Raw genomic sequence first — 16,534 nt, forward strand, 5'->3', positions numbered from 1 at the left:
TACGGCCGGCTTATTGGCGGAGTTTTCCCACCGCCTGGTCCAGGTCGGCCTGCAGCCGCAGCAGCAGGGCCAGGGAGCCGGCCACGTCCGCGCCCCCGGCGTTCGGCCCGGGCAGGCGCTTGCTGACGGCGGAGTTGTCCGGCACCACAATCCAGTTCAGGTTGTAGCCCCGGCCCTGGTAGAAGAGCAGCAGCGCCACGAAGGCGTCAATCGTGCCCTTGCCCAGCTCCAGCCGGGTCACCTGGTTTTTGTCCAGGCCCACCACTTCCGCCACCCGGCTCTGCGGCCAGCGTTCCCCGGAAGTGGCGGCCAGCTCCTCCCGCAGCTGGGCCAGGCGCTGGCCCACGGCCTTGCTGCAAACTTTGTGGCTCATGTTCTCTGTTTACGTGCCTTCACTAAGTGCTGCAAAGTAGGGTCGGCGGCGATGCGCTCCAATTCCCGCCGGCAAATCTCCCGCACTTCCGCCTTGATGCGCTCGTAGTTGGCGCGCACCAGCTCCTCGGTCCGGTCCCGGCCCGAGTGCGGATCCGTGAAGTTGGTGATGTGGGGCAGGTCTTCGTCCTCGCGCGCTTCGCGGGCCCGGGCTTGCTCGTCCACCACGATGCGGGCGTGAAACACCTTCTGGCTGATCTCCTCCCCCACGTTGTCGGCCACCGCCCCCACGAAGCAGCCCTGGGTCAGCCCGGCGATGCGCGCGGCGGGCAGCATGCTGTCCAGCTGGGTGGATGTGCTGCGGCTGGCTTCCCGGCTGTTGACGCTTACCCCCTCCCGCCGCTGCAGGATGCGCCCAAAGCGCTTGCTCAGCGCCTCCGCGCTTTCCCCCACCACCTGGCCCGCGATCACGTTGCCCACCGTGCTGCGAATCACCGTGGCCTCCGCTTTGCCGTAGTCGCGCTCGAGCTGGGCGAAATCCTGAAAGCCCAGGCAGGTGGCCACCTTGTTGCTGCGCGCCGTGGCCAGCAGCGTGTCCAGGCCCTTGAAGTAAATGGTGGGCAGCTCGTCGATCACCAGGGCGGTTTTCAGCCGGTGCTTGCGGTTGATGAGCTTCACCAGCCGGGCGTTGTAGAGGCCCAGGGCCGCGCCGTAGATGCCCTGCCGCTCGGGGTTGTTGCCCACGCACAACACCTTGGGCGCGCGCGGGTCGTTCAGGTCCAGGGTAAAGTCGTTGCCCGACATCACCCAGTACAGCTGCGGGGAGGCCAGGCGCGAAAGCGGAATGCGCGCCGAGGCGATCTGCCCCTCCAGCTGCTCCAGCGCGTCGCGCTCCAGGGCCGAGGCAAACGGGCGCACGTAGTTTTCAATCTCGGAGTAGGCCCCCAGGATGGGAAACAGCTCCTCGTAGCTTTGGCTCAGCAGCTCAATCACGTGCGGGAAGGTGCAGTACCGCCCGTTCTCGTAAAGCTTTAAAAACCAGATGATGGCCGTCACGAAGTTAATGGGCGACTCGACGAAGAAATCGCCCTGCTTCTGAATCCACGTTTTGTTGAGGTTGAGCATGATGGTGGCCGCCGCCTCGTAGGCGTCCACGATGTCGGTCATCTGCTCGGCCAGCAGGGGGTTGCAGCGGTGGCTTTTGCGCGGATCATCGAAGTTGATCACGTAGAAGCGGGGCTGCACCGCGTAGCGATGCGCGTTGCGGCGCAGCTCGTTGTAGCACTGCCGGGTCAGGTCGTCGAACTTAAAGTCGTACACGTACAGCGCGAAGCCCTTCTGCAGGTGCTGGCGGATAAACTCGCTGATCACCGCGTACGTCTTCCCCGAGCCGGGCGTGCCCAGCACCATGGTGCCGCGGAAAGGGTTCACCACGTTGATCACCCCCCGCCGCTGTTTGCCCCGGTAGGTGTACTGCGTGCGCAGGTTCACCGAGTACTCGTTCTCCACGAGCTGCTCCTGCTGCGGAAAGCTCTCGTTCTGCTCGTTGAACAAGTCCCCCAACAGCCCGCCGGGCAGCTGCAGCAGCCGGCTGACCCGCAGGGCCGCCCGCAGCAGCAGCAGGTAGCCCCCGCCCAGCGCCAGGGCATACACCGCCGTTTGCACGCCCGGGCTGCTCACCAGCTCCCGCAGCGCTCCGGCCCCGGCCAGCAGCAGCCCCCCTACCCCGCCGTAGCCCAGCGTCGCGCGCCAGTCGGGCTTGTCCAGCGGCGCGCCCCGGGTGCCCAGGCAGGAAAGCAGCAGGAACAGCAGCGCCCCGCCCAGGCTGACGGCGGGCGCGGCGAACAGCGCCGTCTTGGTGCTCAGCCGGGTGAGCAGCTCCTCCAGCCAGCCGGCCCGCAGCCCCTGCCCGGCGAAAAAGGCGTAGCAGTAGTAGTACAGGTGCAGCAGCAGCAGGGCAACGCTGATCAGCCGCATGAAGTCCATCAGCCGCCGCAGCGCTTTTTCGTCTTCCATGCCGAAGGGATTAGGTCAAGGGCCGCCCCGCCTACCGCAACGGGCGCCGCCGCTTCCGTTTACGGCGATCCGGCATTTGGTTTTCCACTTCCCACGCGCTGCCTCCCTCCAAGGCCTCCAGCAAAGCGCCCAGCGCCCCCCGCTCCGTGTCCTGCCCGGCGCGCATCGGGGCCGCGCGCTCCGGCGCCGGCCCCGCACTCCCGCTTACCCGCTCCGCCGCCAACCCCTCCCCTACCCGGCGCGCTTCCGCCCGCCGGGTTTCGGGCTCGAGCAGCTCCCGCAGGGTGCGGGCCTTGCAGCCCACCTGCGTGCCGGTCAGGGCCACGTCCCCCAGGCGAAAGCTCGCGCCCACGAGCAGGCCCCCGGCGTCACGCTTAAACGTTACTGCCACGCCGCGCGCGCGCAGAAACGCGCCGAGCTCCGCCACGCTGCGCACGCCCCCTTCCCCGAGCGCGGCCGCCAGCGCGGCCCGCACCTGTACGACGGGCCGCGGCCCCTGGTCCAGCGCTAGCTTTTTTCCCTGCCGCTGCCGGGGCAGGCTCTGCATGCCCAGCTCGGCGCGGATCTCCGCCGTCACCCGCACGTTGCGGGCGTAGTTGTGGCTCGTGCGCAGCACCGGCCCGCCGTCCAGCGGCACCCGGTTGATGTACACGTGCACGTGCGGGTGCGGCCGGTCCAGGTGCTGGTACACCACGACCTGGTGCCGCGCCAGGTCCGCGCCCATCTTTTGGCAGTACAGCGCGGCGGCCTGCAGCATCTGCTGGGGCGTCACGTTTTCCTCCGGCGGCCACGACAACGAGGTGTGCCACACCGGCAGCTGGCAGCGCCCGCTGCGCTGCGCCGCAAGCTGCATTTCCCGGGCAATGCCGGCCGCGTCCCGGCTCAGCAGGTTGTGCGCACCCAGCAGCCGGGACTTCTTTTTTTGCTCCTCCTCGCGCACCCCGGCCCCGTAAGCAATGGCCCCGCGAAAGTCCGCGCCGATGGTCGTCTTGGCAATCATCGCAGCAGCGTCTTCAGCTCTTCGAGCCGCTCGAGCAGCTCCTGCTCCCCGACCCTGCCCAGCCTTCCTTCGCGGGCCAGCCGCGCCAGTTGATTAAGGGCGTTGGCCACCCCGATCACGCCGCGCACCACCTCCAGCGGCACGGCCTCGCGCACGGGCTTATCGAGGGCGCAGTCGCGCAGAAAATCCGAGAGCTTAAGCCCCGCCCGGCTGGCCTTGCTTTCAATAACCCGGCGCTCGTGCTCGCTGACGCGAAAGCGCAGCACGGGAGCGGATTTCGTGGCTCGGGAACGGGCGGCTTCGGCGTTGTTATCCATCCTAACGGGGCGTATCGTACGGTACTAAGGGCGAAATAGCTTGCGTCAATGTAGATCCATCAAACTGCTTTGCAAGCGACTTTGTAGCTACAAAGGCATGGCTTGCTCTGAAACCCTAATTTAGTACGAAGATAAGCTGTATTGGGATTCTAAACGTGGTCCGGTGATAACATTTTTCAGAGGCAGGTATTGACAATATGATGATAGGTAACAATGTTATCATTACTAATGGGTTGTTAGCATTGTCGCCTGCTTCAGGCAACCGCTCTTTCTACCGTACCAGCGCCTGTTTATAATACATATAAATGTTATCAAAGCAACCTTTATACACATAATAATATGCCCAAGGCAAACCTATATGGTTGCGAAAGCTCAAGAAGTGTTTTTTCATAATATTATTATCATTACCACATATAACAGTTAGCATGTATTGATTAAGCTACTTGAACACTGTTTGCACAGATCGAAACAGCAATAGTCAAATACATGAAAACATACTTTTGGTAATGTTATGATGTATAATATATAAGATGTTTTTACATATTAGTTATTTTATGTTTAATACATACTCATTCAGCGTTAGCAATTTATTATATTGACAATGGTTTTACAAGACTACAATATGATGATTCAACTGTAACATGAGTATGGCATCTCATAAGTTACCATCATTATAATTCAACATGTTTAACTGACTATATGATAATATGAAATCAGTTTGATCTGTTGGCTTATGAGCATACCCATGTGTAATCAGATTAGGTTCATCAGGTATTGCTATGGCAACACGGCTACAATACCCGGAGATGATGTGACTCCGGGAGCACACGTAGTCAGTTATCTTTGGCAACGAGACATAACATTGTTTTGATAACACTGCAATACATAATCATACACTCACATTACTAGCATGATATGTTAAGGTGTATAAATGATAGTATATAAGACTGCATACATGGTATCGGATTAGCTTGTATGTTTGTCCGAGCTCCACCGCTTCGGCGGCCCTTCGACCGATCAACTGCCTTCCACCATGGCCCAGACCAAGTACATCGCCATCTCTTCGCAGAAGGGTGGGGTGGGTAAGACCACCGTCACCATCATCGCCGCTTCGGCTTTTCACCACCTGGGCGGGGTTCGCACCGCGGTGGTCGACTGCGACTTTCCCCAGCAGTCCATCGTGGACTTCCGCGACAAGGAGCTCAGCGCCCTCGAGCGCGAGCTCCAGCACCTGCAGCAGGAGCCGGAAGCCAACGGCAAGCGCATCCAGGAAATCGAGGCGGCCCTCGCCGACGCCTACCCGGTAATTGGCTGCATGGTCAAGGACGCGGCCGCGCAGCTCGCGGCACTCGACGGCCAGGTGGACCTGGTGTTCGTGGACACGCCCGGCACCATGAACGCCGAGGGCATCGTGGACCTGTGGGCCCGCCTGGACTACATCTTCATTCCGGTGGAGCCGGACAAGATCAGCGTCTCGTCGACCATCAGCTACATCGACACCATCCAGGAAATCATGCAGGAGCACCCCGGCAGCCGCCTCAAGGGCATTTACCCCTTCTGGAACAAGTACATCAAGAGCGAGAAGCGCACCATGTACGACCGCACCGAGCAGTACTTCGCCGACAACGACATCCGCCTGCTCGACGCGCGCCTGGAGCACAGCGTGAACTACCGCAAAGACGAAATGCGCTCAACCATGTTCCCGCTCAAAAAGCAGTTTCTGGATCTGGGCGTGCGCAGCCTGATCGAGCAGATGAGCAACGTCATCTTCGCCGACGCCGTGCCCGCCGGCGCCGAAGCCGACGCCCAGTAACCCCTTAAGAGCTAGCGACCCGTATTGCCATGGCCACCAAGACTTCCCCCGCCAAGAACAGCAAACCCCTGGACGAGGAGCCGCTGGGCCCCTCCAAGCGCACCAAAGCCACCACCATTAACTTCTTCCGCGCGCCCGCGGCCCCGGCCACTCCGCAGCCGGCCGCGGAAACGGTAGCCGCGCCCAAGGCCGCAGTTGCCGAGCCCGTGGTGGTTGAACCGGCCGCTCCCGTGATTGCGCCCGTGGAGGCGCCGCCCGTAGCGGCGGTAGAAACCCCGGCGTTGGCACCGGTAGCCGAGCAGCACGCGGAACCAACCACCGCGGAGTTGCCTGCTGCGGCCGTTGACGCACCCGTGGTTGAGCCAGCCATTGCAGTGGCTGACGAAGAGCGGGTCTTGACAGAAACAGCTGCCGCCAGCAGCGGGGTAGGGGAGGGGCCCGCCCTTGAGTATGCCCATTTCCTGGAAAAGCGGGACAAGGACCAGCGCACCCACGCCTACATCAGCCGGGAGCTGTACGAGAACCTGGTGTACATCGCCAACACGCTCGGCGACAACAAATTTGTCTCCACCACGACCTTGCTCAACAACATCGTTGAGCACCACCTGCAGCAGTTCGGTCCGCAAATCCGGAAGCTGATAAAGGAAAAGGAAGCCCAGGCGAAGAAGAAGCGCCGGTTCTAGGCAGCTCAAGTACTACTTGAAGTAGATTATCACGCCGCCGTGCTGGCCCACTTACCCGGGTCAGCGCGGCGGCGCTGTTTTCAGTGGGGTAGGGGAGAGGTTGCCTGCGCCGGCACCATTCAACTTAATTCGCTGCCGGGTAGCGGTGACAAACCTGCTTTTTCAGCTTGCCAGCTAGCCCAATCCTCCGCGGAGAGCACGGATTGCAGAAATGCACCGAAGCCGACATCGCGCCGCTCTAGAGCGTGGCGGCGGAGCGGCAGGCTGGTCTTGCACTTCTCGAATCCATCCCGCTCCATGATCGCCCGAAAACGTTCTGGCAGGCCTTCAAGCCAATCTAGATAGTCCGCTTCGGTTACTTCGCCCGCGGCCAGTTGCTGGTAGCGAAACGTCGCATTACCAAACCGGAACAGCCGGGCCATGTACTCCCGCTGTTCTGCCTGCAGCTGCGCCAGCGCCTGAAGCTGCGCCCGGTGCTTGTCCGCGTACGGGTGACCAGGTGCAAGCAGCGCCTCTAATTCAGCAATATCCATATTAATTACTCAGCCAGCCCTTGCTGCGCAAAGGAAGAGAGGGCCTGGGTATTCTCGTACAAACTGCCAGCCGAATCTTCTGCGTCAAATTCAGGCTGATTACCCCGCTGAATGCTCCAGATCTGAGCAAAAGATACTGTGACTGGAGAAAACTTATTCGGATTCAGCAGTACGTCGCACGTAAACCGATTGGCTTCCACGCGCAGGTTGCGAACCGCGTCGCGGTGCAAGTAAAGGGAGCCAAGTAACACTGGCCCGTCAGGGGTTTCAAAGTAGTTGGTGCAGACCAGGTAGTGATTGGAAGCATCTGCCAGGCCCGCTTGTATGTGATTCATGGCGTGAGCAGCCGGGTGAATAGGGTTAACGGCCATATCTGGTACTACTAAGATTACTGCTGATTAAGAAGGGAGTGCTGATCCGCTGCATCAGCTCGCTCTAATTTACCTGGTTTGTAGGTGAATAGCAGGTAAGGACTCACCAAGCCGTAGCAAGCCAATGCCGTCAGCTTCAGTGCACATTCGTTGGGTAGTCTAAGGCCTCGCGGCTTTGACAAAGACCAGGGTGCACCAGGTAAAGCCCGGTTCGGTCGAGCCGGGAATGGTGCTCTGCAGCACGTAGCCCTGCTGGTAAAGCTTACTGATTACCTGGTGGTAGTTTTTCGCCGCCGAAGCGCTTTCCGTCTTGTTGTTTCCGGACTCAAACTCCAGGGTTTCCTGCGGCCCGGTTCCGCGCTCGATCACCAGCCGGGCCATGCCCGAGCGTTCGTTTACCCGCACCACAACCACGGAGGGGTCCTCCGCCAGTACGGGCGAGCCGCCCAGCACCAGCAGGCAGGCCAGCAAGAAAGCAAGTCTGTTCATGGGGGAAAGATAACCGCTACTCATCCGTTGCATCCGAGCTTTGCTCCCCTGAAAATGAAAGTATTGCCAATGCGGACTTACCGGATGACGTTATTACTGAAATTGGTTTAGCACACGGAACGCCGGAAAGCAGGCTCTCGATCAAGCGCAGGCGTCACGCAGCTCGTGCTCTTCCAAGGCCGCAAGCAGCAAGGCCGATAAGTTGGCCAGGTTCATAAAGCGCAACTGGTCAGGCCGGCTGATCAGGTAACGTTTGGCTAAGTACTGGGCCGTAGCAAGCTGCCCTTCGCGCAGGTAGCGCTGGAAGTCATGCATCATTACCCAAGGACGGCTGCCGTCGTTGATGCGCACTTCCAGGTTGATAGCAAAGGGGTCAAGAAAGATGCATACCGAGAGCAGGCTGCGGGCGTTGGACTCCATGGCAGGGACGGATGGGCAATTGCTAAATTGAATAGTTTTATCTACTACCAAATTTAGCAATTATTACCGCCATTGCAAGCTACCTGGGTACGCTCAGGGTCACCTTCACTAACGCCAGGGCCGTATCGCTCCAAGTTGGTAAACCACCCGGGGTTGGTTATCTACAGGTGGGGACGAGGCCAACTCAATAAAATAATTAGCAAAGGCGGGCTTAACTTTGCGCCATGAAGGCACCTTTGTTCCGGGTTGGGCAGGAAGTGATTTGCACGAACGATGACTTCACCCTGCTGCTTGCGCAGAACCCCAACATCCAAACGCCCAAGCGCGGGCCGATCTACCTCGTGCGCGAGCTCTACGATACCCACCGCGGCTACGGCCTCACCCTCGAGGGCCTCCACAACGCGGCGGTAGCGCCGGGCTTCCCGGAAGCCAACTTCCACGAGTCACGCTTTGCGCCCGTGCCGCCGCTGGAGCAGGTCGACATCAGCGCCGCCCTCGAAGAGTGCGTGCCCGCGTAAGCCGCACCACCCTGGACCTGACCAAGAGGCGTTGCCAGGCGGAGGGTGGAGTTCCACCCATCAAGCTGCTGCGGCATCCTGCCGGTATGGACAGTGGTCCATTGATCCAATGGCTTACCTGCACGCCTTGCCAGGCCAGCTGACTTAGCCACTTGCAAGCTTTAAACCGGGTTAGCGCGGGGTCCTGTTAACCGCCTCGCGTGTGCGTGCTCACCCGGTGGGCCGGGCGGTTGGCCGGGTATTACCGCCGGACGGGCGGTGGAGAGTGCATCCTTCGGCAGCCCCATCGCTGCTGAACCTTACGGGCAGCTTAGGGCCGGAGGCCCGCACCCGCCGGGCCAGCCCTGCTGGTACCTGGCGTTGCGCTGTGCGTACAAGCGGAAACAGGGTCGGGGCTTTACCGCGCGGGCGCCCCACCTGCGCTCGGTGCGCAGCGGAGGCGAGCTTCGTGCCCGCGATGACCGGCGGGCTGAAAACCCCCGGCTGATAACTTTGCCTTTTCCAAGCTGCGGATGGCTTGGCGGTTTATTGCTCCGCTATGCTTTGTCTTCGTGTTGCGGCCCCGTGGCTGGCCTGCGTCCTGTTTTTGGCCTCGTGCTCCCGCTCACAGGAGCTACCCAGCCCCGCTGCCCCGCGGCTGAGCGGGCACCTCACGCTGGGCAACCCCTCGGGCGCCGTAACGGATGAACGACAACCGGCCAACTACCTGCTCGAGAAGCCGCAATACGCCCTGAGCTACCACCGCGACCGGGGCATTCCCAACTGGGTGAGCTGGCACCTGAGCAGCGAGTGGCTGGGCGCGGCCGCCCGCCAGGACGACTTCCGCCCCGACCCGGCGCTGCCCGCCGGCTGGTACCGTGCCGGCGCCGCCAGCTACCAGGGCTCGGGCTTTGACCGCGGGCACCAGTGCCCTTCGGCCGACCGTACCAAGTCCGTGGCGGACAACTCAGCCACGTTTCTGATGAGCAACATGGTGCCGCAGGCGCCAAACAACAACCAGCGCACCTGGGCCGCGCTCGAGGACTACTGCCGCACGCTCGTGGGCCAGGGCCACGAGCTCTACATCGTGTGCGGCGCCTACGGCACGGGCGGCACCGGCAGCAACGGCTTTGCTAGCACCATCGATCAGGGCCGGGTTACGGTCCCCAAGCGCCTGTGGAAGGTGGTGGTCGTGTTGCCGGTGGGCGACAACGACGCGGCCCGCGTTTCGGCCGGCACGCGCGTCATCGCCGTGGACACGCCCAACGAGAACGCGGTGGGCAGCAGCTGGGGCCCGTACCGCACGAGCGTGGACGCGATCGAAGCCGCGACGGGCTACGACCTGCTCGCGGCCGTAGCAACCACGGTGCAGGCTACCGTTGAAGCCCGGGTGGACAACGGCCCCACGCAGTAAGCTGCTCCCCCACGCCATGGCTACCGGACACTACGCCTTCCGCCAGCTGGACTTTCCGCAGCAGTGCCGGGTGATTTGGGAAGAAGGCACGTTTCTGATGCGGCGCTACGAGGAAGAGGACGCCGTCAACCTCTACCACCTGCCCGGCGGCTTTTTTGCCGAGGTGTACTTCGACCAGTTCGAGGGCAAGGTGTACCGCACCAACAGCTTCACCAGTACGGACTACTTCGACGGCCATTACGGCTGCTACCTGGAGTTACCCCCGTTCGAGTTTTAGCGGCCCCGCCGAACAAGAGGGGCTATACCGGTATCCGCCAACAGCTGCAGGGGCAAAATGCCTGGGAGTTCCCGCGGCTCAACTTCCAGAAGGCGCCTAGGCGCGAAGCCAGCCCATCGGTATTCAACGCCTGCCCACGCATAATCCGCCGCCAGGGGCAGGCGGGTGCAGCTTACCGGTTTGCGCCGCGTACTGTTGCAGCTCGAGGCGCCGCGCAGGTTTGCGTGCTCGTTCCAGCTTCTTTCACTGGCAGTAAGCCTCCGCGCGGTGCCGCTGCGGGCATGATTGGGGGAGCGCAAGACCAGGAACCGAGGATCTCGGCAAGGCCGAAGCGGTAGATACCGGGGAATTAGGCTGACGCAGGAAACGGGCCAACAACGGCCGCGTTGGTTGGGGCGGCAGGTGGCGATGCGTTCGCGCCCGGAAGCGGCGTTAGCAAAAGCCCGGCAGGACAGTGTGCAGTATCAGTTATTGCTTTTGTCCTGGCCTCTCCCCTGAACCCGGCATTCCACTTAGTGCATGATGCACCGATGCACTTCTGACCGACGCGGGCTGCGCGCCGGGCTAGGATCCTTCGGCAATTTCACCGTAGGCGTTTGGGTAATGTCCAGCTAGCGTACTGATGTCCTTGAGTAGGTTTTCACCCGGCCCGCCGTTACCCTCTGCCGGTGGTGGCAAAGTGGTGCCGGGCAGGTGGTTGACGCCTCCCTTTTGAGTGCTGGGGCCCATGGCCAGCTGGTTTGCTAAACCAAACAAGCAGCCCGGGATCTTTGCGGTTACTGCGGAATGTTTGAACCGCCGGGGCCTGGCTGCTAGCTATTTCCTCTAATTCACAGGCCGGACCCATCACGCACCAACCAATTATGTACCATTATTTATATAGATTATTATAACATCAGCAACACCCACCGGTTGCTTTCAATTACACACCGCCAACACCTAACTGCCATGAAGACAAGACTATTTTCCCAACTTGCCGCCTTGCTTTGCACCGGCCTGCTCCTGACCGGTTGCCAGCAGGAAGCTGTGGAGCCGCGCGCAGAGGTTCTCACGCAGACCGCCGACGCGAAAGGGCAGAGCCGCAGCTACACCGCGCACTTGTCGGGGGACGAAGAAGTACCCGCCGTCCCAACCAATGCCACGGGCCAGGCTATCTTTCACCTCAGCAAGGACGGCACGTCCATCCGTTATAAGTTAATTGTCGCCAACATCAGCAGCGTCCGCTTCGGTCATCTGCACCTGGCCCCGCGCGGCGCTAACGGGCCGGTGGTGGTGAACCTGGTGGGCCGCACCGAGCCCAGTCCGCAGGGCGTGATTGCCGAAGGGGTAATCACCAGCGCCTCGCTGCGGGGCCCGCTGCTGGGGCAGCCCATCTCGGCTTTGCTGGCAGCCATCGAAGCCGGGAACATCTACACCAACGTGCATTCGGACGAATACCCCGGCGGGGAAATTCGCGGCCAGGTTCGCTAGCCTGGCCCGGCCATTTCCCACCCGAAAAACGATTTTTGCCAAGCCCGGCCTCCGCGCCGGGCTTTTGCTTTAACCCTGGCGGCAGGGGGAGCCTGGGCAGCGAGCCAGGCAACCTGCGGCACCCACGGGCTGCTTACCTGCTCGAAAGCTTGAAGTAAGAGCAGCTGCCGCGCCCCGCCGGCGTGGCCGACCCACAAGAGCTGCGGCACCGGGCGCATGCCAACCAGGCTTCCTCGCCCGAGCTGGCGCAGGAACTAGAACGCCGGCTCCGTTCCCGGCTCAGCTAGGACCTTAAAAAGCCCACGAGGACCGGCATCTGGGCGCCGGTCCTCGTGGGCTTGCTCGTTTGCGCCGGGGCTAGTACACAGTCACCTGCTTGGTAATGGGTCCGCGGGAAGTCTGGATGAGCAGCAGGTACAGTCCCTTGCGCTGGGCGGTCAGATCTACGCCCACCCAGGGCTGCACCCGGCCCCGCAGGTCCTGGGCGCTGATCAGCTTGCCCCGGGCGTCAAACACGCGCACTTGCGCCAGGTCGAAGTCCGCCCGCTGCCAGTCCAGCGTCAGCTGCCCGTCCGTCGGGTTGGGGTACACCGCCACGGCTTCCGCGGGCGGCAAGTCCAGCACGCGGAAGTCTTGAGCGCTGCGACTGCGCCCCCCCACGCCGGCGATCTCCACCGGACCCGACTGCGCTCCCTTGGGCACGCGCACCAGCGCCGTGGTGCCGGTCGCGGAAAGCACCGGGGCCCGTACGCCGGCAAAGGAAAGGGTGTCGGGCTGGCCTTCCTGCAGGAAATGCTCGCCCGCTACGGTGATGAGCTCCCCTACGGAGGCCTGGGCGGGCGCAAAGGAGCGGATCAGCGGCGCGGGAATAAACGTAAAGTCGGCGGCGGAGCTGGCCAGCCCGCCCGGGGTTTCCAGGCGCACGCGCCCGGTTTGGGCGGCCGCGGGCACGCGCACCAGCACGCTGGTGGCGGTGGCCTGCAGCACCGGAGCCGGTGTGCCGCCCAGCGTGACCGAGGTGCGCGCCGCCGGTGCCAGCGTGTGGCCGTGCAGGGTGAGCAGGTCCCCGGCTTTGCCTTTGCTCGCGCTCAGGCTGGTAAGCACGGGCGGGTGCCACACGGTGAACGCCTCCGCGCTGCGGGCCGCGCCCCCGAGCGTGCGCAGCTCCACCGGGCCGGAGAGTGCGCCCGCCGGCACCTCCACCCGCAGTTCGGTGGGGGAGGCCAGCAGCACCCGGGCCGCCACGCCGCCCACCTGCACCGTGTCCTCGGCCGCGACGGGCGAGAAGTGGGTGCCGCGCAGGGTAACCACGCTGCCGGGCTTGCCCTCGGCGGGGCTTATACCGGCCAGCGTCGGCGGCTGGTGCACGGTAAAGGCAGCGCTGCGGGCGCTGCCGTCGGCCGTGACCACTTCCACGAGGCCCGAGCCGGCCCCCGCGGGCACGCGCACCGTCAGGGCGGCCGCCGAGCTGCTGAGCACCGGAGCGGGAGTGCCGTTAAAGCGCACCTGGGGGAGCGCGCCGCCCAGGGCGAGCCGCTCGCCGGTAATCGTGACCAGCGTACCCGCGCGGCCGGCGGCCGGGGCCAGGCCGCGCACCAGCGGCGAGGCCAGCACGGAAGGCAGCTGCACCGCCGGGTCAACCAGGGCCGGCAGGTCGTAGAGGCGGTTGACGGTCGTGTTCGTGCGCACCGGCTCGTTGTAGTCGAAAAAGATGTCGGCGAAGTTGTCGATGCGGGTTTTGGGCGGCAGCCCGCTCTTGGGCTGGATGGTAAAGTCCACGAAGCCGTGGGAAGCGGGCTCGTTGCGCGCGCTCGGCGGCAAGCTCAGCCCGGCGAAGGTAAACGTGAGCACCGGCCGCCCCTGCCCGGTCACGCTCAGGCGGTAGGGGTGGGAGGCCGCCCCGGCCTGCAGCGTGGTCAGATCCAGGTGGGCGTCCAGCGTGTCCACCAGCACCACCCGGTAGGCGTCGTCCGTGCCCGTGTTCTGGAAACGGATGCGGTAGCGGAGCGGGGTGTTGGTGGGGGTGTAGCGCTGGTCGGTCACGCCGGCGGGCAGCACCTGCTTGTCGTTGGGGTCAAACGAGTCCACGATGGGCTGGCAGTCTTCGGCAAACTCCGGCCCCGGCTCGTTGGGCGGCAGGCTGTGCAGGGCGGCATTCACCTGGCCGGGGGCGCTCAGGCCGCGCAGCTCCACCGTGGCGCTGGCCACCCGCTGGCGGGGGTGGCCGGCCGGCTGCTCGGCTTCCACGCGCACCACGGGCTCGGTGGCGGGCACGCGCAGCACGAGCGAGTCGCCGGACCCGAGGCGGTAGCGCTGCAGCCGGGCCAGCAGGCCGTTCTGGTACACGCGCAGGGGGAGGCTGTCCTGGAGGGCGCCCGTGCCGGTGTTGCGCACCACGAAGCGGGCCTGGTTGCCGGGCTCCACCCGGCCCCGCACCGTGACGGAGCCGCGCAGCCAGGTGGGCGGCGCGGGCAGCTGGTTCAGGGGCGTGATCCACGCTTGGGTGCAGACGGTTTGCCCGCGCAGCTCGGGCTGGCCGCACACCACCGAGTCCTGGATAACCAGGTGCCCGCTGGCCTGGGGCGGCAGCGAGCCCACGGCAAACACGTAGTTGCCGGCCGCGTCGCGGGTGTGCGGGGCGCTGGCCGAGATAAACCGCACCTGCGGCGGCAAGGCCACTGTCACGCTCGCGTCGCGGGCCTCGGCAAAGCCCGTGTTGGCGTAGCGCACCGTGGTGGTGTTGCGAAAGCAGCGCCGGCGGCGATTCGAGCCCACCTGCACGCTCAGGTAGGGCGTGCGGGACACCTCGTTGCCAAACTCCGGCCCGGCCAGGCTCAGGCCATACTGCCGGAAGGTGGGCGTCACGGGGGTGGCGCACAGCGGGGTGATGCTGCGCCCGAGCTCCTGGCCCGGCAGCAGCTGCTGCACGTAGTAGGTGCCGGTGTCCACGGCGATGGTGTACTGCCCGGTCTGGTCGGTCAGGCCGTAGTAATTGCCGGGTTGGGCAACGACGGCAATGCCGGCGAGCGGATCTTCGTCGGCGTCGCGCACGCAGTTGCCGTTGCGGTCCTCGAAGATGTGGCCGCTGATGTGGTTGCGCGGGCGGTGCCGGCCGTTGGCGTACCAGCGGATCAGATCGCCGCTCTGGGTGATCAGGCGGGTGCCGGCCGCGTCAACGGCCACGGCGCCCTTGAGCACCTGGGGCAGGGTGCGCGCCTGGCCGGACTGAGAATCAAAAACCTGCACCCCGTTTTGCAGGCTGGTGTTCACGTACATGTTGCCGACCTGGTCCACGCTCAGGCTGGCCGTGCCCACCGGCACGGTGTTGTAGATCTGGCGGGCGCCGTACTCGCGCACGAGCTGCCCGGTGGGGGTAAAGCGCTGCACGCGCTGGCCCCCGTTGTCGACCGCGTAAACGTACCCGAGCGGGTCGACGGCCACGGCCTGCGGCAGCGAGAGCTGGCCGGCGCCCGTGCCGCGCGTGCCGATCGGGGGCAGGGCCTGGCCCTGGGCGTTTAAGGCGCGAATGCAGCCGTCGTACAGATCGGTGATGTACATCGTGCCCGCGGCGTCGGCCGCAATGCCCGCGCCGTAGGACGTATAGGAAATGCTTCCCCCCAGCTGGGTATAGCGCCGGATGGGGCGGCCGCTGGGGTCCAGCTTATCCACCACGCCCCCGGAGAAGTTGAGGGTGAGCAGGTACATGTTGCCCAGCGGGTCGAGGGTCAGGGCGTACCCGTCCAGGGGCAGCTGGTCGCCCAGCCTGGCCAGCTCCACGCCGGCCGGGCTGTATTTTATCACCTTGCGCAGGCCGGGATGGTAGCAGTAGTAGTTGCCCAGGGCATCCAGGGCGCCGGGCTTGAGGGAAACCAGGTTGCCCCAGGTGTTGACCAGCTGCCCGCCGGGGTTGAACCGGTAGAGCTTGCTGCCGCCGCCGTGATCCCGGTTGGTGGCGTACAGGTTGCCGGCCGCGTCAAAGGCCAGGCTGGTGCGCGTGCTGCCGCTCAGCCCGCTGCCGACAAAGCCCAGAAAGGTGCCGGCGGCGTCGAATTTACGGATGGAATTGCCCTGGGAGATGGTAGTGTACAGGTTGCCGGCCGGGTCCACGGCCAGCAGGGCGTCCACGTCGTCGCGCTCGGTGTAGCCCGGCACGCGCACCGGCACCTGGCTTTCCAGCTGCCCGTCGGAGCTGACGCGGCTAACGGTGAAATTGGAGCCCAGCACGAGCAGGCGGCCGCTGCGGTCCAGGGCCAAAGCTTTGGCCCGCACCGGGGTGGCGGGGTTCGGAGGTGGCAGGGTAAACGACCACTGGGGCTGGCCCTGGGGGTTGAACTTCCGGACTCCGCCCGCGGGGTTGGAGCCCGCCACGTAGACGTTGCCGGCCGCATCGACGACGACGTTTTCGGGGTTGGGAATGCCCACGATGCCGTTGGCCGAGTTGCCGCCGGTGGAAAAGGCGAGCAGCAGCTGCCCGCCCGGGCTGAATTTACGCACTTCGCCGTAGCCGAAATCGGCTACGTACAGGTTGCCCGCCGCATCCAGGCAGAACCCGTAGCCGCCACTGTTAACCCGGGCGGGGTCGGGGTTGGTGACGTCCAACTGGTCAACGTAGCTTCCCTGCGGGTCCAGCTTGGTGACAAAGCTGCGCTCGAGCACGTACATAAAGCCCTGCCCGTCCACGGCCACGCCTTGGGGAAAGGAAACCGGCGTGCCGATAACCTTGCGGAGCTTGAAGTCAGCGGGCAGCTGGGCGGCACACAGCAGGGGCAGCAGCAGCCCGCAAAACAGCAGTAGCCGTTTAATCATAGCGAAACGGTATGGTATTGCAAGCGCAAACAAAACTGCGGCGCGGGCAGCCGACG

15 protein-coding genes are annotated in these 16,534 nt (G+C 64.0%); 6 read left to right on the top strand and 9 right to left on the bottom strand.

All coding sequences use genetic code 11. The features are described 5' to 3' along the window. Positions 1-10: 10 nt before the first annotated feature. The 4 genes from OIS50_RS19805 to OIS50_RS19820 are packed head-to-tail and all read right to left on the bottom strand — an operon-like array spanning position 11 to position 3,654. Positions 11-373: a helix-turn-helix domain-containing protein gene (locus OIS50_RS19805; RefSeq protein ID WP_264694625.1), complete on the bottom strand. Its 363-nt coding sequence runs from the start codon at positions 371-373 to the stop codon at positions 11-13. Beyond that, positions 370-2,388, bottom strand: a complete 2,019-nt coding sequence (gene mobC / locus OIS50_RS19810) for a conjugal transfer protein MobC (RefSeq protein WP_264694627.1) — start codon at positions 2,386-2,388, stop codon at positions 370-372. Before mobC ends, OIS50_RS19805 begins: the two co-directional genes overlap by 4 nt. A gap of 31 nt (positions 2,389-2,419) precedes the next feature. Beyond that, on the bottom strand, positions 2,420-3,388 hold the full coding sequence (locus OIS50_RS19815; protein WP_264694629.1) for a relaxase/mobilization nuclease domain-containing protein: 969 nt from the start codon (positions 3,386-3,388) through the stop codon (positions 2,420-2,422). Beyond that, complete coding sequence (locus OIS50_RS19820) at positions 3,385-3,654, bottom strand: plasmid mobilization protein (RefSeq protein ID WP_264694631.1); 270 nt, start codon at positions 3,652-3,654, stop codon at positions 3,385-3,387. The genes OIS50_RS19815 and OIS50_RS19820 overlap by 4 nt, the downstream gene beginning before the upstream one ends. Positions 3,655-4,738: 1,084 nt before the next feature. Between OIS50_RS19820 and OIS50_RS19825 the strand changes: the two genes are divergently transcribed. Together OIS50_RS19825 and OIS50_RS19830 are read left to right on the top strand one after the other, a co-directional pair. Beyond that, entirely contained in the window at positions 4,739-5,518 is a 780-nt protein-coding gene (locus tag OIS50_RS19825; RefSeq protein ID WP_264694633.1) for a ParA family protein, read from the top strand. A 29-nt stretch (positions 5,519-5,547) separates the two neighbouring features. Further along, positions 5,548-6,201 carry a DUF3408 domain-containing protein gene (locus OIS50_RS19830; protein ID WP_264694635.1) on the top strand — a complete coding sequence of 218 codons (654 nt, stop codon included), beginning with the start codon at positions 5,548-5,550 and terminating at the stop codon, positions 6,199-6,201. 119 nt (positions 6,202-6,320) lie between these two features. On the opposite strand, the gene OIS50_RS19835 is transcribed toward OIS50_RS19830, so the two are convergent. From OIS50_RS19835 to OIS50_RS19850, 4 genes are all read right to left on the bottom strand, one after another. Beyond that, positions 6,321-6,734, bottom strand: a complete 414-nt coding sequence (locus tag OIS50_RS19835) for a hypothetical protein (RefSeq protein WP_264694638.1) — start codon at positions 6,732-6,734, stop codon at positions 6,321-6,323. Positions 6,735-6,739: 5 nt separating this feature from the next. Continuing rightward, positions 6,740-7,069 carry a hypothetical protein gene (locus OIS50_RS19840; RefSeq protein WP_264694639.1) on the bottom strand — a complete coding sequence of 110 codons (330 nt, stop codon included), beginning with the start codon at positions 7,067-7,069 and terminating at the stop codon, positions 6,740-6,742. A gap of 195 nt (positions 7,070-7,264) precedes the next feature. After that, positions 7,265-7,594, bottom strand: coding sequence for a hypothetical protein (locus tag OIS50_RS19845; RefSeq protein ID WP_264694641.1), 330 nt, complete (start codon positions 7,592-7,594; stop codon positions 7,265-7,267). Between the two features lie 141 nt (positions 7,595-7,735). Next, on the bottom strand, positions 7,736-8,014 hold the full coding sequence (locus OIS50_RS19850) for a hypothetical protein (RefSeq protein ID WP_264694643.1): 279 nt from the start codon (positions 8,012-8,014) through the stop codon (positions 7,736-7,738). Between the two features lie 224 nt (positions 8,015-8,238). On the opposite strand from OIS50_RS19850, the gene OIS50_RS19855 reads away from it, so the two are divergent. The 4 genes from OIS50_RS19855 to OIS50_RS19870 all read left to right on the top strand — a co-directional run bounded on the left by OIS50_RS19855 (position 8,239) and on the right by OIS50_RS19870 (position 11,672). Next, positions 8,239-8,532, top strand: coding sequence for a hypothetical protein (locus tag OIS50_RS19855; RefSeq protein ID WP_264694645.1), 294 nt, complete (start codon positions 8,239-8,241; stop codon positions 8,530-8,532). Between the two features lie 538 nt (positions 8,533-9,070). Further along, the gene (locus tag OIS50_RS19860) at positions 9,071-9,925 is read left to right on the top strand and encodes a DNA/RNA non-specific endonuclease (RefSeq protein ID WP_264694647.1); all 855 of its coding nucleotides are present in this window, start codon (positions 9,071-9,073) and stop codon (positions 9,923-9,925) included. 16 nt (positions 9,926-9,941) lie between these two features. After that, positions 9,942-10,202 (top strand): hypothetical protein, encoded by a 261-nt coding sequence (locus OIS50_RS19865; RefSeq protein ID WP_264694649.1) that lies wholly within the window; start codon positions 9,942-9,944, stop codon positions 10,200-10,202. Positions 10,203-11,150: 948 nt separating this feature from the next. Then, a complete protein-coding gene (locus OIS50_RS19870) occupies positions 11,151-11,672 on the top strand; it encodes a CHRD domain-containing protein (RefSeq protein WP_264694651.1) in 522 nt (173 codons plus the stop codon). A 357-nt stretch (positions 11,673-12,029) separates the two neighbouring features. On the opposite strand, the gene OIS50_RS19875 is transcribed toward OIS50_RS19870, so the two are convergent. Then, positions 12,030-16,478 carry a DUF7619 domain-containing protein gene (locus OIS50_RS19875; protein WP_264694653.1) on the bottom strand — a complete coding sequence of 1,483 codons (4,449 nt, stop codon included), beginning with the start codon at positions 16,476-16,478 and terminating at the stop codon, positions 12,030-12,032. Positions 16,479-16,534 lie beyond the last annotated feature (56 nt).

Source organism: Hymenobacter sp. YIM 151858-1 (assembly GCF_025979705.1).
In the GTDB taxonomy this organism is placed as follows: domain Bacteria; phylum Bacteroidota; class Bacteroidia; order Cytophagales; family Hymenobacteraceae; genus Solirubrum.

Coding starts and splice junctions, on each gene's coding strand:
- OIS50_RS19805 (WP_264694625.1), bottom strand. CDS start 373: ATGAGCCACAAAGTTTGCAGCAAGGCCGTGGGCCAGCGCCTGGCCCAG.
- mobC (WP_264694627.1), bottom strand. CDS start 2,388: ATGGAAGACGAAAAAGCGCTGCGGCGGCTGATGGACTTCATGCGGCTG.
- OIS50_RS19815 (WP_264694629.1), bottom strand. CDS start 3,388: ATGATTGCCAAGACGACCATCGGCGCGGACTTTCGCGGGGCCATTGCT.
- OIS50_RS19825 (WP_264694633.1), top strand. CDS start 4,739: ATGGCCCAGACCAAGTACATCGCCATCTCTTCGCAGAAGGGTGGGGTG.
- OIS50_RS19830 (WP_264694635.1), top strand. CDS start 5,548: ATGGCCACCAAGACTTCCCCCGCCAAGAACAGCAAACCCCTGGACGAG.
- OIS50_RS19835 (WP_264694638.1), bottom strand. CDS start 6,734: ATGGATATTGCTGAATTAGAGGCGCTGCTTGCACCTGGTCACCCGTAC.
- OIS50_RS19840 (WP_264694639.1), bottom strand. CDS start 7,069: ATGAATCACATACAAGCGGGCCTGGCAGATGCTTCCAATCACTACCTG.
- OIS50_RS19845 (WP_264694641.1), bottom strand. CDS start 7,594: ATGAACAGACTTGCTTTCTTGCTGGCCTGCCTGCTGGTGCTGGGCGGC.
- OIS50_RS19850 (WP_264694643.1), bottom strand. CDS start 8,014: ATGGAGTCCAACGCCCGCAGCCTGCTCTCGGTATGCATCTTTCTTGAC.
- OIS50_RS19855 (WP_264694645.1), top strand. CDS start 8,239: ATGAAGGCACCTTTGTTCCGGGTTGGGCAGGAAGTGATTTGCACGAAC.
- OIS50_RS19860 (WP_264694647.1), top strand. CDS start 9,071: ATGCTTTGTCTTCGTGTTGCGGCCCCGTGGCTGGCCTGCGTCCTGTTT.
- OIS50_RS19865 (WP_264694649.1), top strand. CDS start 9,942: ATGGCTACCGGACACTACGCCTTCCGCCAGCTGGACTTTCCGCAGCAG.
- OIS50_RS19870 (WP_264694651.1), top strand. CDS start 11,151: ATGAAGACAAGACTATTTTCCCAACTTGCCGCCTTGCTTTGCACCGGC.
- OIS50_RS19875 (WP_264694653.1), bottom strand. CDS start 16,478: ATGATTAAACGGCTACTGCTGTTTTGCGGGCTGCTGCTGCCCCTGCTG.